The following is a 14,909-nucleotide window of genomic DNA, read 5'->3' as shown; positions in this document are numbered from 1 at the left end:
GCGAAGCCGGCGCGCCGGGCTGCCCCGCGGTGAACCCCTGCCGCACCGCCTCAGTCGCCCAGCAGCCACCGGCGATCAGGCGAGCGCCGCGGTGAACGGGGGCAGCTCCGGGGTCGTACGGATGCCGGGGGCCGCCGCGCAGACGGCGGGGACGGCGTTGACGGCCCGGTGGGCGGTGTAGCCGGGGGAGACGGTGCCCATCCGGTCGACGGGCACGGGGAAGCGCATGTCGATGTCGAGCGGTGCGTCCCCGTCGACCGTCAGGTGCCAGCCGGTGGGGCGGACGTCCCAGGCGGGGGTGAGGTCCGTGGTGCAGTACCAGGTCGCGTTGAACTGCAACAGCGTACGGCCGTCGCGTACACCGGACAGCGTCATCCGCTGCGCGGCCACTGTTCCGGCCCGCAGGCTCCCCGCGGCGATGCGGGTCGTGCGGGCGGCGGTGGCCAGTCGCCCGTGTGCCTCGACGGCGTCGAGGGGCAGGCCGAGGGCGTCGGCGACCAGACGCAGGGACGGGCCGAAACTCGACCGGGCGTGCGTGAGGCGGCGCTGGTCGAACTCGGCGGTCGGGGCTCGGCCGAAGCCCATTACGTCGAACAGCAGCCCGGGTGAGTCCCGCCGGGACAGGTCGGCGTATTCGTGGATGGTCAAGGTGTCCAGCCGGCGCTGGACGGAAGCCAGCACGAGCGGCACCGCCTCGGTGATGAACCCCGGGCTGCTGCCGGTGCTGTGGATCGAGGTACCGCCCTGCTCGCATGCCTCTTCGACGCGTTCCAGGTCGGCGGGATCCAGGCCGGCCGGGTGGTGGAACACGCCGCACGTGCTGACCACATTCGCGCCGGACGCGAGCAAAGCGCACACCTCGTCGTGGTCATGGGAACGCGGCATGTACAGCACGCAGTCGGCGCCGAGGCCCAGGATCTCGGCGCGGTCGTGGGTGGTGGTGACGCCCGTGGCACCCATCCCGCACAGCTCGCCGGCATCGCGCCCGGCCTTGTCCGGAGCGTGGACGTACACACCCGCCAGTTCCAGGTGCGGATGTTCGAGAGCGGCGCGAAGCGATCGCGTGCCGATGGTGCCCGTGGCCCATTGGACGACGCGAAGCAGCCTCGGGCGGTCCGTGCGATGAGAACCGGGCAGGGAGCCGGGGTACTGCATGTCCACCACCTTGTCGTCGGGTTGCGGGACCCGGTCGGCGCGTGCGGGCCGTCTCAGTCCACCGCGGCGGCGCGCTCCGGGCAGCTCGCCGCCGCGGTGCGCGCCGCCGACTCGTACTCCGGTGGGACGTTCGGGAGCAGGACGATGGCGTACCCGTCGTCGCTCAGGTCGAAGACCTCGGGACACACCGTGGAGCAGACGCCGTGTCCGCGGCAGCGGTCCTCGTCGACGGCGGCCCTCACCGTGTGCTCCCGCCGGCCCGGGTGAACTCCAGATGGAGGCGGGTCAGGCCCCGCAGCATGTACGTCGGCAGGTAACGGTAGCGGCGCGCGTCCGCGGGGCCGTGCACGCGCTCGGAGATCCTGATGTCCGTCGTGCGGTCCAGCAGGCGCTCGACGGCCACGCGTGCCTCGGCCCGTGCGAGCGGCGCGCCGGGACAGGTGTGGATGCCGCGGCCGAAGGAGATGTGGTGCCGGGCGTTCGGGCGGGCGGGGTCGAAGACGGCGGGGTTCTCGAAGCGACGCGGGTCACGGTTGGCCGCTCCGTTGACCACCATGAGCGTGGTGCCGGCCGGGACGGCGACGCCGCCGACCGTGGTGGGGACACGGGAGAGGCGGAAGTCGCCTTTGACCGGGCTCTCCGTACGCAGCGTCTCCTCGACGAAGTTGGGGATCAGGTCGCGTTCCCCGCGCAGCAGTTCCTGGACGTCGGGGCGTTCGGCGATCACCATGAGGGCGGAGCTGAGCAGACGGACGGTGGTCTCCTGCCCGGCGGAGAACAGGTTGGCGGCCACCCGGACCGCGTCGGTGACCTCGGGCAGGGACCCGTCGGGGAACGTGGCGGTGGCCAGGCCGGTCAGTACGTCGTCGCGGGGCTGGCGGCGCCGGTCCTCGACGTAGTCGGCGAACCGCCCGTACAGGAACTCCAGTGGTGAGTGCGCGAGCGTGTCGTCGCCGGTGCTGCCGATCGCACCGCCGGCCCGAGGCCGGCGCTGGAGCCGGTCGAGGAACTCCTCCCGGTCCTCCTCGGGCACGCCGAGCAGATCGGCGATGACGAGAAGCGTGAAGGGTCCGGCGAACTCGCCGATGAACTCGCCCTCTTCGCGGGCCAGGAAGGTGTCCAGCAACCGGTCGGCGATCTCCCGGACGGCCGCCCCGTTCTGCTTGAGGCGCTTGGGAGTGATCAGCCGCATCAGCAGCCCGCGATGCGCGGTGTGCACGGGCGGGTCGAGTGTCGGCAGCTGGTCGCTCATCGGGAGTTCCGCGCGGTGCCGCTCGATGAGGTCGCTCACGTCGTCCCCTTCGAGCGGTACCGGGAAGCCGGGGAAGGGCCCGGTCACCGACACGCACGCGGAGAACGTCCGGGAGTCCTGGAACACCTCGACCGCTTCGTCGTATCCGGTCACCATGACCACGCCGTGGTGGGGTTCGCGGTGCACGGGGCACCGGGCGCGCAGAGCCTCGAAGTAGGGGTACGGATCCGCCACCAGTGCGTCGTTGCGGAAGAAGTCGATCGCGTCGATGTCGTCGGACGGCTCGTCGTAGCGCGCCACTGGCCCGCCTCCTTCATGGTGCGACGGCAACAGGGAACGGTCATTGTGTTCTCTTCAGAGAGAATCTAGTTCTCGAAGTCCGTGATTGCTAGTCGGCTGCGCCGGTCCGGGCGGCGCAGGCGAGGCCCGGCCCTTCGTCGATCTCGTCGACCAGCCCCCAGCGCTGTGCTTCCATGGCCGTCAAGGAGGCACCGGTCAGGGCCAGATACGCGGTGCGCTCCCGTCCGATGCGGACCGGGAGGCTCGCCGTCCCACCCGCACCGGGGATCAGGCCCATGCCGGTCTCCGGCAGCCGGATCACCGTGTCCGGCGCGGCCGTCACCCGCCCCGCGAACGCCGCCAGTTCGATGCCCGCCCCCACACAGGCGCCGTGCAGGTGGGCGGTCACCTTGGACGCGCACCGCTGGAGCAGCGCGGCCGGGCTGCGGTGCACCCGCACGCGATGGGCCGCGGCCGGATCACGCGCCGTGCCGAACTCGGCGAGGTCACCTCCGCTGCAGAAGGCGGGACCGCTGCCGTACAGGTCCACCCGGGTGATCGTCGGGTCCGCCGAGGCGACCTCCAGCGCCTCGCACAGCGCGTCCCGCGTGGCCGCGTCGAAGGCGTTGCGCACCCAGGGCCGCTCCAGCGTGACGGTGAGCCGGTCGCCGTCGCGACAGAGCCGGACGGGCCGGGCGGCGGGACGGTGAGTGCGGGCGGGCGCCGAGGCCAGCCAGTTCCGGAACACCGCGCCGGCTTGCAAGGCGGAGTAGGCGAGGGATTCGACGATCAGCCGGTCGGACGGCGCGAGAGCGGAACCCAGGCGGAGCACCTGGACGAGCGCGAGACAGGCGTCGGGCAGCCGGGCGACGGTCTCCTGGAGCCGGCGTGCGGTGGTGTACGGATCCGCGGACGGCACCCAAGGGCGCGGCGGGTCCGGGGCGGCCGTGATGAGTACGTCGAACTCCCCCTCCACAGGACGCGGTTCGGCGGCCAGCGCGACCCGAACCCGCTGGCCTCCCGGCGCGGCGGGCGCTGCGCGGTCCAGATCGACCAGCAGGAAGGGCGGCTCCATGGCCAGCGGAGTGTAGTCTTGCCTCACCGCTGGGAGAAGGGTGTTCGCACAATGAAGAATGCCGCTCTCGATGACTGGATGAGCACCGTCGAGCCCCGCCTGGGCCCGCTCTCCGCCGTCGTGGACGACTTCTCGGGCCTGACCGGAGTCACCGTCGACCTGCCCACCACGCTGTTCCTGCGCGCCCGGCTCGCCGGGTACGCCCTGCCCGGCAGGTGGTCGGCGGGCGGCTCGTGCCGCCTTGTCGCGACCGCCGACGGCTGGAGCGCGGTCAACCTGGCACGTGCCGACGACCACGCGTCCCTTCCCGCCCTGCTCGCGCTCCTCGGCGCACCCCACGCGGACCTGGCAACGGCCGCGTGGCGCAGCACGGCGGTCGAACTGGCCCGCAGCGCCCAACTGCTGGGCATCGCAGCCGCGGCGCTCGGCTCGGCCCGCGGCGACCGCGGACCCGTACGCGTCGAGCGCCATGGGGAGCCCCGGCCGCGCACGCTCGCCGGCCTGCGGGTCGTCGACCTGTCCGCGCTGTGGGCGGGGCCCCTGTGCGCACGGTTGCTGGGGCTGGCAGGCGCGCACGTGACGAAGGTGGAGAGCACGACGCGGCCCGACGGGGCCCGCTTCGGGTCGCCGGCCTTCTACCACTGGCTGCACGAAGGGCACGAGAGCCTGGTGCTCGACTTCGCCTCGGGCGCCCTGGCCGCCACGGTCGCCGACGCCGACATCGTGATCGAGGCGTCACGGCCGAGAGCACTGCGCCGCCTCGGGGTGCGCGCCGAGGACTTCCTGACCGCACGCCCCGGCCGGATCTGGGTCGGCATCACCGGGTACGGCCGCGCCGACGACCGCATCGCCTTCGGCGACGACGCCGCGGTCGCCGGCGGACTGACCGGCCGCGACGCCCACGGCGCCCCGGTGTTCCTCGGCGACGCGCTCGCCGACCCCGTCACCGGCCTGTACGCCGCCCGTGCCGTCGCCCGCGCCGTCGACCGGGGAGGCGGCGAACTGCTGTGCGTGTCCATGGCGGCCTGCGCGGCATCGCTCTCGACAGGCCAGGTACGGCCGTGCTGATCAGGGACGTGGAGATCGAGGGCCGGGGCCGGGTGGACGTGCGCGTCACGGGCGGCCGGATCGCCGCGGTCCAACCGCGCCTTGCGGGCCCCGCCGACGTCGACGGGCGCGGCGGGGCGCTGCTGCCGGGCCTGCACGACCACCACATCCACCTCGCGGCGCTGGCCGCCGAGGCGTCCTCGGTGCGGGTCGGCCCAGCCGACGTGGCCGGACGCGACGGCCTGGCGGCGGCGCTGCGGGCCGGAGCGCCGGGGGAGTGGGTGCGGGCCACCGGCTACCACGAGAGCGTCGCCGGGGACCTCGACCGGTGGGCGCTGGACGCGATCGTGCCCGACCGGCCGGTCCGGGTGCAGCACCGCGGCGGCGCCCTGTGGATCCTCAACAGCGCCGCCCTGCGGGCGGCCGGGCTGGACAACGGCGGTGGCGACGGATGCTTCTGGCGGGAGGACGAGCGGCTGCGGTCCTTCGTGCCGCCCGTGCCGCTCGACCTGGCCGGGCTCGGACGGCGGGCCGCGCGGCTCGGCGTCACCGGCTTCACCAACGCCGACCCGCACCCTGCCGCGGGCCTCAGGCAGCTGCTGTCCGTGCTGCCCCAGCGGCTCGTCGTCATGGGCGTCGACGCGCCGGTGAAACTGATGCTCGATGATCCGGTTCTGCCCACTCCCGCGGACCTGGCCGCCACGGTGGCCGGCATACGGCCCCGTCCGGTCGCCGTGCACTGCGTCACCCGGGTACAGCTGATCGTGACGCTGCTCGCACTTCGGGAGGCGGGCCCGGTCGAGGGGGACAGGATCGAGCACGGGTCCGTGATCCCGGCGCAGACCGTCGGGTGGCTGCGGCGACTCGGCGTGACGGTGGTCACCCAGCCGCACTTCCCGGTCGAGCGGGGCGACACATATGCCACCGACGTCCACGCCGACGACCGCCCGCACCTCTACCGCTGCCGGAGCCTGGACGAGGCGGGCGTCCCCGTGGCCGCCGGAACCGACGCGCCGTACGGCACCCATGACCCCTGGGCGGCCATGCGGGCCGCCGTGGCCCGCCACGACGGGGAGGGCGTCACGCCGCGGGCGGCCCTGCGGCTCTTCCTGGGCTCGCCCCGACGCCCCGGCCGGGTCCGGAGGCTGACGGTCGGCGCGGCGGCGGACCTGTGCCTGCTGCATGTGCCCCTGCACGAGGCGCTGGACGCGCTGTCCGCCGACGTGGTGCGGGCCGCCTACGTCGGCGGCCGGCCGGTCTTCCCATGACCCGGACCGCGGTTCACACGCTGTAACCGCCGTCCACCCCCAGCGCCTGCCCGGTGATGAACCCGGCCCGGTCCGAGGCGAGGAACCCGACCGCCTCCGCGATGTCCTCGGCCCGCCCGAAGCGGCGGAGCGGGATGTTGCGCCGGGTGATGTCGAGGGCTTCCGGGGAGAGTTCACCGGTGCTGACGAGCCGGCCCGCGATGCCGTCCGTGAGCATGCCGGGAGCGACACAGTTGACGCGGACTCCGTAGCGGCCCTCCTCGGCGGCCAGGGCCCGTGCGACCGCCTCGACGGCCCCCTTGGTGCCCGAGGACAGCCCGTCGCGGACCGGGAAGCGGCGGGTGGCGACCGTCGTCACGGCGACCGCATTGCCCCGGCTCTCCCGCAGCAACGGCAGCGCGGGATGGACGAGGTTGAAGAACGCCACCGCGTCGGCTTCGAGCTGCGCGCGGTACTGAGCGGGTGTCACCTTGCTCAGATGCGTCATCGGTACGTGCGGTCCGGCCGCGTACACAAGGGTGTGCAGGCCGCCGCCCGCCGTGGCGAGTTCGGTGACGGCCCGCGCCGCGGCCTCCTCGTCGGTGAGGTCAAGGCGCAGCGAGTCGACGCGGCGGCCGTACGCCCTCACTTCGTCGGCGAGGGCGGTCGCCGTCTCCTGGTCGGAGCGATAGGTGAAGGCGACGGCGCTACCACGCTCCGCGAGGAGCCGGACGACGGCCGCTCCGATGCCGCCGGTGCCGCCCGCGACGAGGGCGACGCCCGGCCGGTGGGAGAAGTCGGTCACGGACATGTCTCACAGCCCCAGCGACTTGGCGATGATGACCTTCATGACCTCACTCGTCCCGGCATAGATGCGGGTGACGCGCGCGTCCGCGTACAACCGGGCGATCGGGTACTCCAGCATGTAGCCGTATCCGCCGAAGAGTTGAAGACAACGGTCCACGGCGCGCGCCTGCGTCTCGGTGCAGAACAGCTTGACCTTCGCGGCGTCCGCCCCGGACAGCCGGCCCTCGACCAGTTCCAGGACGGCCCGGTCGAGCATGGTCTGCGCGGCCTCGACCTCCGCGGCCACGGCGGCGAGTTCGAACTTCGTGTTCTGGAAGGAGGCGACCGGAGCCCCGAACACCCTGCGTTCCTTGACGTAGGCGATCGTCATGTCGAGCGCGGCCCGGGCCTGGGCGACCGAGCCGACCGCGACGGTCATCCGCTCCTGGGGCAGGTTGTGCCCGAGGTACTCGAACGCCCTGCCCTCCTCGCCGAGCCGGTTGGCGACGGGCACCCGGACGTCGTCGAAGGACAGTTCCACGGTGTCCTGCGCCTTGATGCCCACCTTGTCCAGCACCCGGCCGCGCGTGAACCCGGGCATGCCGTCCTCCACGACCAGCAGGGTGAGCCCCGCCCTGCGGTCGTCCGGGTCGGTGGAGGTGCGTGCCACCACGATCACCACATCGGCGAGCAGCCCGCCCGTGATGAAGGTCTTGGCGCCGCCCAGGACGTAGCAGTCCCCGTCGCGCACGGCGGTCGTGCGGATCCCGGCGAGGTCGGAGCCGGTGCCGGGCTCGGTCATCGCGATCGCCGTCAGCAGCCGGCCGGAGGCCAGGCCGGGAAACCAGCGCTCGCGCTGCTCGTCGTCCGCGTAAGCGAGGAAGTACGGCAGCACGACGTCGAGTTGGGTGCGGACGGTGCCCAGGGTGACCAGGCCGCGGGCCGCCTCCTCCTGGAGGACGACGTTGTACCGGTAGTCGCTTCGCCCGTCCCCGCCGTACCTCTCCGGGATCGCCACGCCCAACAGACCCAGGGACCCGAGCCGTTCGAAGAACTCCCTGGGCAGCCGCCCCGCCTCCTCCCACGCGGCGTAGTGCGGCACCACCTCCTTCGCCACGACGTCCCGAACCAGCTCACGGAACGCCTCGTGGTCGGCGGTGAACAGATCCCGTCGCACGGCAACCACCGCTTTCAGTCGATGAGTTCGACGAGCGTCGCGTTCGCGGTGCCGCCGCCCTCGCACATGGTCTGCAGGCCGTAGCGGATCCCCCGCGCACGCATGTGGTGGATCAGGCGCGTCATCAGGACGGCCCCCGAGGCGCCCAGAGGATGCCCGAGCGCGATCGCCCCGCCGAGCGGGTTCAGCCGTTCTGGGTCCGCGCCGGTCTCGGCGAGCCAGGCCAGCGGGACCGGAGCGAATGCCTCGTTCACCTCGAAGACCCCCACCTCCGAAAGCCGGACCCCCGCCTGCCCAAGCACCTTCCCGGTCGCCGGGACGGGCCCGGTGAGCATCAGCACCGGATCGGAGCCGACCACCGCCCCGGCCCGGTGGCGCACCAGCGGTGCAAGCCCCGACTCCCTCGCCTTCTCCGGGGTGGTGACGAGGAGCGCCGCCGCGCCGTCGGAGATCTGCGAGGCGTTGCCGGCATGGATCACTCCGCCGTCCAGGAAGGAGGGCTTGAGGCCCGCCAGCGTCTGCACGCTGGTGCCCCGGCGGATCCCCTCGTCCGCCGCGACCCCGGCCACCGGCACGATCTGCTCGTCGAAGGCCCCGCCGTCCTGCGCGGCGGCCGCCCGCTCGTGCGACCGGGCGGCGTACGCGTCGAGCCGGTCCCGCGTCAGGCCCCACTTCTGCGCGATCATCTCGGCGGAGATCCCCTGGTTGAAGGAGAAGTCCTGGTAGCGGGCGAGGACTTCGGGGCCGTACGGCACACCGCCCGCCTTGGCCGAACCCAGCGGCACCCGGCTCATCACCTCGACCCCGCCCGCCACGACCACGTCGTGCTGCCCGGACATCACCGCCTGCACGGCGAACTCCAGTGCCTGCTGGCTCGATCCGCAGGCCCGGTTGACCGTGGTCCCGGGGACGCTCTCGGGCCAGCCCGCCGCCAGCACCGCGTAACGGCCGATGTTGCCGGACTGGTCGCCGGTCTGGGACACGCATCCCCAGATCACGTCGTCGACGATCTCCGGATCGAGCCCCGTCCGCTCGACGAGCGCCTGGAGCACGGCCGCGGACAGGCCGGCCGGATGCATGCCGGCCAGCCCGCCGCCGCGTTTGCCGACGGCGGTACGGACCGCGGCCGCGATCACCGCTTCCCTTGTCATGCGCCGTCGCCCTCCGTTCGCCGGGGCACCGCCCAGCCGCCGGTGAAGCGTGGATCCCTCTGGTCGGCGAACGCCGCGTACGCCTCCGGGACGTCGCTGCCGGCGAAGTTCACCGACTGCGCCCGCGCCTCACTCGCCAGCGCGTCCCGCAGCGTGCGGTCCGCGTTCTCGTTGAGCAGAGCCTTGGTCTGTGCCAGCGCCACCGGAGGGCCGGCCGCCAGCCGCGCGGCGAGGTCCCTCACGAAGGCGTCCACCTTGTCGGCCGCCACGACCCAGGCCACCAGGTTCAGCATCCGTGCCTCCTCGGCGTCGATCACGTCGGCCAGCAGGGCCAGCCTCTTGGCCTGCTGGAGTCCGACGAGTTTCGGCAGCAGCCAGGAGCCGCCGCAGTCCAGGGACAGTCCGCGCCGCGCGAAGATCTGCGAGAACCGTGCTTCGGGAGTGGCGACGACCAGATCGCAGCCGAGGGCCAGGTTCCAGCCCGCGCCCACCGCCACGCCGGTCACCTGGGCGATCGTGGGGACGGGCAGCTCGTGCAGCAGCAGGGTGACCTCGGTCAGCGTCCGCATCCGGTTCAGGGGGTGGGCCGCGCTCACCCCCTGGGAGATGTCCGCGCCGGAGCAGAAGGCGCCTCCAGCGCCGGTGAGGACCAGTACGCGGACCGAGTGGTCACGGCCGGTCTCGACGAGGGCGTCGCGCAGCGCATCCCACAGCGCGGCGTCGAGGGCGTTCCTGCGGTGCGGGCGGTTCAGGGTCAGGGTCCGTACGCCGCCGGCGTCATCGGTGAGGAGCCCGGTCATCGCACGGCCCCCTGCTCGCGGAGCGCGCCGATCTGCGCGCGGGTCATGCCGAGTTCGCCGAGTACGGCGTCCGTGTGCGCGCCCAGCGCGGGCACCGCCCCCATCGGCGGCTCGTATCCGGCGATGACGGGGGGCGGCAGCAGTGCCGGCACCGGCCCGCCCGGGGTCTCGATCTCCCGCCAGCGGTCGCGGGCGGTCAGATGCGGATGCGCCAGCACGTCGGCCTGCGTGTTGAAGCGGGAGTTGCCGATCCCGGCGGCGTCCGCGCGTTCCTGCGCCACGCGCAGGTCGTGCCGCGCGCACCAGGCGGCGATCTCGGCGTCCAGGACGGCACGGTGCGCCACCCGTCCGGCGTTCGTGGCGAACCGTTCGTCGTCCGCGAGGTCCGGCCGGCCGAGCACGTTTTTCGCCAGCCGCTGCCACTCGTGGTCGTTGGTGGTGCCGAGGACCACCGTGTGCCCGTCGGCGGTGCGGTAGGCGCCGTACGGGGCGACGGCGGGCGAGCCCATGCCGAGCGGTTGCTGCTCGACCCCGGAGTGCCGGGTGTAGGTGAGCGGGTAGCCCATCAGCTCCGTCATCGTGTCGAACATGCTCACCGCGACCGAGGCGGCGGGCCGTCCCCGCCCCTTGCTGTGCAGCAGCGCGAGGACGGAGAGCGCCGCGTACAGGCCGCTGCACACATCGGCCACCGGCGGACCCGGCTTGGCGGGCGCACCCGGGTGTCCGGTCACCGCGCACGCTCCCGACTCGGCCTGGACGAGCAGGTCGTAGGCCCGCTTGTGGGACAGGGGTCCGCCGGGGCCGTACCCGTCGATCTCCACGGCGATCACCTGCCGGTGGCGGACCTCCAGGTCGGCGGGGGACAGGCCCAGCTTCGCGGTGGTGCCGGGGGCGAGGTTGGAGACCAGCACGTCGGCGCGGTCCAGCAGCCGGTGCAGCACGGCGAGTCCGGCACCGGACTTGAGGTCGAGCGCGACCGACTCCTTGCCCCGGTTGACCCAGACGAAGTGGGCCGCGAGGCCGCCCACCACGTCGTCGTAGTGCCGTGCGAAGTCTCCTCCCCGAGGGTTCTCCACCTTGATCACGCGGGCGCCGAAGTCACCGAGGGCACGGGTGCACATCGGTGCCGACACGGCCTGTTCCAGCGCCACCACGGTGACCCCGGACAGCGGCCCCTCCATCAGCGCTCACCGTCCTGGTACCGGGCGCGCAGATCGTCCTTGAGGACCTTCAGGCCGGCGTTGCGCGGCAGCGCGTCGACGAACCGCACGTGCCGGGGCACCTTGAAATTGGCCATGTGGTGCCGTGCCCATCCCACGACGTCCTCCTCGGTGAGGCGGGCGCCCGGCGCGGCTACGACGAAGGCGCAGCCCACCTCGCCCATGCGCGCGTCGGGCACGCCGACGACCGCGACCTGTGCGATGTGCTCGCAGCCGAGCAGCAGCTTCTCGATCTCGGCCGGGTAGGCGTTGAAGCCGCCGACGATGTACATGTCCTTCTTGCGGTCGACGATCACGAGGTTGCCCGCCGCGTCGAGCCGCCCGATGTCGCCGGTGTGCAGCCAGCCGTCGCCGTCGATCGCCGCCGCGGTGGCTTCCGGGTCCTCCCAGTAGCCCCGGGTGACGTTGTAGCCGCGTACCCGGATCTCCCCGTCCCGGCCCGGTGGCACCTCTCCTCCCGAGGCGTCGGTGAGGCGGACCTCGACGTCCGGGATGGGGCGCCCGGCGGTGCCGGCCACGGTCTCCTCGGGGTCGCCGACGCGGGTGGTGGTCACCAGCGCGGCCGACTCGGTGAGCCCGTAGGCGCTCAGCACGATGTCGAAGGACAGGTCCTTCTTCATGGCGTGGACCAAGGACTCCGGGACGGCCGAGCCGCCCGTCATGGACACCCGCAGGGACGACAGGTCGCGGTCCCGGCGGCCGGGGTGACGGAGCAGGTCGTGGAAGATGGTGGGCGGGCCGAGCAGGACGCTGACCCGTTCCCGCTCGATCAGCTCCAGCGCCCGTCCCGCGTCGAAGACGGCCATCGGTATCACCGTCACGCCGTGCAGGAACGCGGCGAGCCATCCCGCCTTGTAGCCAAAGCAGTGGAAGAACGGCGGGATGACCAGGAAACTGTCCGAGGCGCGGAAGCCGTACTCCGCCGACATCCAGCCGTAGGCGCGCAAGGACTGCCCGTGGGTGAGCATGACGCCCTTGGGGTGGCCGGTGGTCCCCGAGGTGAACATCACGTCGCTGACCTGGTCCGGGGTGAGCCGGTCGATGGCCTTGTGCGCCGCGCGGGACGCGGTGCCCAGGCCGAGGAACTGTCCCCACGTCAGGCCGGCCGCGCCGCTTGCCCCCGGCAGGGACACGGTGGTGGTGAGCGCGGGCAGGCCGGCATCCGCCCGTTTCAGTTCGGCCGTGTAGTCGGTGCCGAGGAAGGACGCGGCGGCGAACAGGGCTCTGGCACCTGACCTGCGCAGAACGTAGGACAGTTCCCGCGCCTTGAACCGGGTGTTGAGCGGTACGACGATGCCCCCGGCTCCCTGGATGCCGAGGGCCGCCACGATCCACTCCACCGAGTTGGGCGCGCACAGGCCGACCCGGTCGCCGGGGCCGATGCCCAGGGCCTGCGCCGAGGCGACCGCCCGGACCATGTGATCCTCCAACTCGCGAAAGCCGATGCGCCGGTCCCCGTCGACGAGTGCGGTGGAGTCACCGAACCGCCGCGCGGCGGCCCTGACCACGTTCGGGATGCTCTGGAATGCCAGGTCGTGTCGCATGACGGGACTCCGTTCAGCCACGGTCGTCGGCGGTGAGGCGCAGCAGCCGCTTGGCGATGATGTTCCGCTGGATCTGGGACGTGCCGCCGTACACGGACGCGGCCCTGGAGTACAGGTAGTCCTTGAAGACCTCCCCGCCCTCCCCGTACAGCTCCTCGGGGAACACCTTCAGCGCCGTCTCGTACAGCCGCTGCTCGGCCCGGGTCATCAGCAGTTTGTCGACGGAGGACTCCGGGCCCGCGGCCCGTCCGGCCAGTCGCTCGGCGGTGCGGCGGCGGGAGTGGGCGACCAGGACGTGGTAGTCGACCACGCACCGGCCGATGTCCGACAGCAGCCCGTCCGGAAGGCTGCCGCGGCTCTCTCGCGCGCGGTGGCGCAGCCGCTCCACCAGCAGCCCGTACTTCGACAGGTGTCCGGTGTCGAGAGCGTTGCGCTCATACGCCACGGTGGTCATGGCCAGCGCCCAGCCGTCCCCTTCGGCGCCGACGCGGTCGGACTCGGTCAGGCGGACGTCATCGAGGAACAGCTCGCAGAACTCGTCGTCGCCGCTTGCCGCGCGCAGCGGGCGCACCGTCACACCGGGGCGGTCCAGGGGCAGGACGAACGCCGAGATGGAGGCGTGCGCGGGCGCGGTGAGGCCGGTGCGGGCCAGCAGCAGACACAGATCGGAGTACTGGGCGTAACTCGTCCACAGCTTCTGGCCGTTGACGGTGTAGTGGCCGTCTTCGCCGCGGTCGGCGCGGGTGCTCAAGCCGGCCAGGTCCGAGCCGGCGCCCGGTTCGCTGAAGCCCTGGCACCAGACGTCGTCGCCCGCGAGCATCCGCGGCAACAGACGCCGGCGCTGTTCCTCGGAGCCGAACTCCAGCAGCGCGTGTGCGAGATAGCCGATGCGGGGCACTCCGGGCGCGCCCCGGGCCCCCAGTTCGTCGCTGACCGCGACCTGGTGCAGGGCGGTCAGTCCGCGTCCGCCGTACTCCCGCGGCACGTCGAGACCGACCCAGCCGCCGGAGTGCAGCATGCGGTGCCAGCGGTGCAGGAAGACGGGGACCGGCTCGTCGGCGCCGCGCGCGGGGAGCGGGTGGCCGGCGAGCCAGGCGCGGAAGTCGCGGCGCAGGCGGTCCAGGTCGCAGGGGTCGCCGAAGTCCAGCGGCTGATCACTCATCGCGTCATCTCCGGTCCGGCGGGGGCCGGGGCGTCCTCGGCCGCGGCACAGCGGGACTCCTCGGCCAGGACCGGCAGCAGGTCGTCCGTGGTCGCCAGCAGCCGGGCCCCGACCAGGACCCGGCGCAGGTAGAGGTGGGCGACGTGCTCCCAGGTCTGGGCGATGCCGCCGAACACCTGCATGCCCGCGTACACCGCCTCGACCGCCGAGGTGTTCACCTCGGCCTTGGCGACCCGTGCGGCCGTCAGTGCGAGGTCCGGCGGCTCGTGGTCCAGGCACCAGGCGGCGTAGCGGGTCGCACTGGTGCAGACCTCCACCAGGACCCGGGCGTCGGCGAGCAGGTGCTGTACGGCCTGGAAGGACCCGATCGGCCGTCCGTACTGGCGGCGGTCGCGGGCGTACCGCGTGCTCAGTTCCACGAACGCGTGCGCCGCGCCGACCAGTTCGGCGGCCACGACGACCAGGGCGTACGCCTGCCAGCGCCGCCGGCCGTCGGGGCCGAGCCGTCCGACGACCTCCCCGCCGCCGTCGCCCGGGACCGCGCGCACACCACGGAGCAGATCGGCGGTCCGCACCGGCGGGCCGAGGCCGGCCCGCCGCACGGTCCCGTCGGGCTCGACGCAGAGCGCGCCGTCGGCCGCGTCGCTGTCCCAGGCGACGAGCGGCGACCGATGCGGACCGGGAAAACGCAGGTCACGGGCGAGAGCGATGGTGGGGCGGGACGCCGCGGCCGGATGTTCGAGCAGGCGCAGCAGCTCCGGGGCGAGGAGAGCCGTGCCGAGCAGGGACGTCGTCAGCGGTTGCCTGCCGTGCTCCTCGGCGAGCAGCGCGCACTCCTGCGCCGTCGCGGCCGGCGGGGAGGCCAGGCGCAGTTCACCGAGGCCCAGTTCGTCCAGCGCCTGCTGCGCGGTGGCGCGGGCCAGCGGGTTGATCTCGTCGGCGCGGTCGACGCGGTGCCGGGCCGCGAACGACCGCAGCGCGTCACGGACCAGGGTGAACTCCTCGGGCTCCACG

The 14,909-nt window shown here is 73.1% G+C and carries 14 protein-coding genes; 2 read left to right on the top strand and 12 right to left on the bottom strand.

The genetic code is table 11. From position 1 onward, the window contains the following. Window positions 1-75: 75 nt before the first annotated feature. The 4 genes from AC27LF_RS22500 to AC27LF_RS22485 form a co-directional block, all read right to left on the bottom strand. Window positions 76-1,155 (bottom strand): NAD(P)H-dependent amine dehydrogenase family protein, encoded by a 1,080-nt coding sequence (locus AC27LF_RS22500; RefSeq protein ID WP_479662908.1) that lies wholly within the window; start codon window positions 1,153-1,155, stop codon window positions 76-78. 53 nt (window positions 1,156-1,208) lie between these two features. Beyond that, a complete protein-coding gene (locus AC27LF_RS22495) occupies window positions 1,209-1,397 on the bottom strand; it encodes a ferredoxin (RefSeq protein WP_479662907.1) in 189 nt (62 codons plus the stop codon). After that, complete coding sequence (locus AC27LF_RS22490; RefSeq protein ID WP_479662906.1) at window positions 1,394-2,707, bottom strand: cytochrome P450; 1,314 nt, start codon at window positions 2,705-2,707, stop codon at window positions 1,394-1,396. The genes AC27LF_RS22495 and AC27LF_RS22490 overlap by 4 nt, the downstream gene beginning before the upstream one ends. 88 nt (window positions 2,708-2,795) lie before the next feature. Then, window positions 2,796-3,788 (bottom strand): enoyl-CoA hydratase/isomerase family protein, encoded by a 993-nt coding sequence (locus tag AC27LF_RS22485; protein WP_479662905.1) that lies wholly within the window; start codon window positions 3,786-3,788, stop codon window positions 2,796-2,798. Window positions 3,789-3,812: 24 nt separating this feature from the next. Between AC27LF_RS22485 and AC27LF_RS22480 the strand changes: the two genes are divergently transcribed. Together AC27LF_RS22480 and AC27LF_RS22475 are read left to right on the top strand one after the other, a co-directional pair. Beyond that, window positions 3,813-4,829, top strand: a complete 1,017-nt coding sequence (locus AC27LF_RS22480) for a CoA transferase (protein ID WP_479662904.1) — start codon at window positions 3,813-3,815, stop codon at window positions 4,827-4,829. Further along, the gene (locus AC27LF_RS22475; protein ID WP_479662903.1) at window positions 4,823-6,076 is read left to right on the top strand and encodes an amidohydrolase family protein; all 1,254 of its coding nucleotides are present in this window, start codon (window positions 4,823-4,825) and stop codon (window positions 6,074-6,076) included. Before AC27LF_RS22480 ends, AC27LF_RS22475 begins: the two co-directional genes overlap by 7 nt. 13 nt (window positions 6,077-6,089) lie before the next feature. Here the strand turns inward: AC27LF_RS22475 and AC27LF_RS22470 are convergent, their stop codons facing one another. From AC27LF_RS22470 to AC27LF_RS22435, 8 genes are read right to left on the bottom strand one after another with little or no spacing between them, the layout of a single operon-like run. Beyond that, window positions 6,090-6,866, bottom strand: coding sequence for an SDR family NAD(P)-dependent oxidoreductase (locus tag AC27LF_RS22470; RefSeq protein ID WP_479662902.1), 777 nt, complete (start codon window positions 6,864-6,866; stop codon window positions 6,090-6,092). Window positions 6,867-6,869: 3 nt separating this feature from the next. Next, complete coding sequence (locus tag AC27LF_RS22465) at window positions 6,870-8,018, bottom strand: acyl-CoA dehydrogenase family protein (RefSeq protein WP_479662901.1); 1,149 nt, start codon at window positions 8,016-8,018, stop codon at window positions 6,870-6,872. Between the two features lie 14 nt (window positions 8,019-8,032). Next, complete coding sequence (locus AC27LF_RS22460) at window positions 8,033-9,169, bottom strand: thiolase family protein (RefSeq protein ID WP_479662900.1); 1,137 nt, start codon at window positions 9,167-9,169, stop codon at window positions 8,033-8,035. Further along, complete coding sequence (locus tag AC27LF_RS22455) at window positions 9,166-9,969, bottom strand: enoyl-CoA hydratase/isomerase family protein (protein WP_479662899.1); 804 nt, start codon at window positions 9,967-9,969, stop codon at window positions 9,166-9,168. The genes AC27LF_RS22460 and AC27LF_RS22455 overlap by 4 nt, the downstream gene beginning before the upstream one ends. Beyond that, window positions 9,966-11,150: a CaiB/BaiF CoA transferase family protein gene (locus AC27LF_RS22450; protein WP_479662898.1), complete on the bottom strand. Its 1,185-nt coding sequence runs from the start codon at window positions 11,148-11,150 to the stop codon at window positions 9,966-9,968. Before AC27LF_RS22450 ends, AC27LF_RS22455 begins: the two co-directional genes overlap by 4 nt. Beyond that, window positions 11,150-12,733, bottom strand: coding sequence for a FadD3 family acyl-CoA ligase (locus AC27LF_RS22445; protein ID WP_479662897.1), 1,584 nt, complete (start codon window positions 12,731-12,733; stop codon window positions 11,150-11,152). The genes AC27LF_RS22450 and AC27LF_RS22445 overlap by 1 nt, the downstream gene beginning before the upstream one ends. Window positions 12,734-12,746: 13 nt before the next feature. After that, on the bottom strand, window positions 12,747-13,895 hold the full coding sequence (locus tag AC27LF_RS22440; protein WP_479662896.1) for an acyl-CoA dehydrogenase family protein: 1,149 nt from the start codon (window positions 13,893-13,895) through the stop codon (window positions 12,747-12,749). Then, window positions 13,892-14,908: an acyl-CoA dehydrogenase family protein gene (locus tag AC27LF_RS22435; RefSeq protein ID WP_479662895.1), complete on the bottom strand. Its 1,017-nt coding sequence runs from the start codon at window positions 14,906-14,908 to the stop codon at window positions 13,892-13,894. The genes AC27LF_RS22440 and AC27LF_RS22435 overlap by 4 nt, the downstream gene beginning before the upstream one ends. Window position 14,909 lies beyond the last annotated feature (1 nt).

The sequence above is a fragment of the Streptomyces diversicolor genome (assembly GCF_057537855.1).
Note: the sequence above shows the minus strand (reverse complement) of the source record. Positions and strands in the feature narration are given on the sequence as shown.

What these genes read in the sequence shown, in the direction of transcription:
- AC27LF_RS22500 (WP_479662908.1), bottom strand. Translation starts at nt 1,155, where the DNA reads ATGCAGTACCCCGGCTCCCTGCCCGGTTCTCATCGCACGGACCGCCCG.
- AC27LF_RS22480 (WP_479662904.1), top strand. Translation starts at nt 3,813, where the DNA reads ATGAAGAATGCCGCTCTCGATGACTGGATGAGCACCGTCGAGCCCCGC.
- AC27LF_RS22470 (WP_479662902.1), bottom strand. Translation starts at nt 6,866, where the DNA reads ATGTCCGTGACCGACTTCTCCCACCGGCCGGGCGTCGCCCTCGTCGCG.
- AC27LF_RS22460 (WP_479662900.1), bottom strand. Translation starts at nt 9,169, where the DNA reads ATGACAAGGGAAGCGGTGATCGCGGCCGCGGTCCGTACCGCCGTCGGC.
- AC27LF_RS22455 (WP_479662899.1), bottom strand. Translation starts at nt 9,969, where the DNA reads ATGACCGGGCTCCTCACCGATGACGCCGGCGGCGTACGGACCCTGACC.
- AC27LF_RS22450 (WP_479662898.1), bottom strand. Translation starts at nt 11,150, where the DNA reads ATGGAGGGGCCGCTGTCCGGGGTCACCGTGGTGGCGCTGGAACAGGCC.
- AC27LF_RS22445 (WP_479662897.1), bottom strand. Translation starts at nt 12,733, where the DNA reads ATGCGACACGACCTGGCATTCCAGAGCATCCCGAACGTGGTCAGGGCC.
- AC27LF_RS22440 (WP_479662896.1), bottom strand. Translation starts at nt 13,895, where the DNA reads ATGAGTGATCAGCCGCTGGACTTCGGCGACCCCTGCGACCTGGACCGC.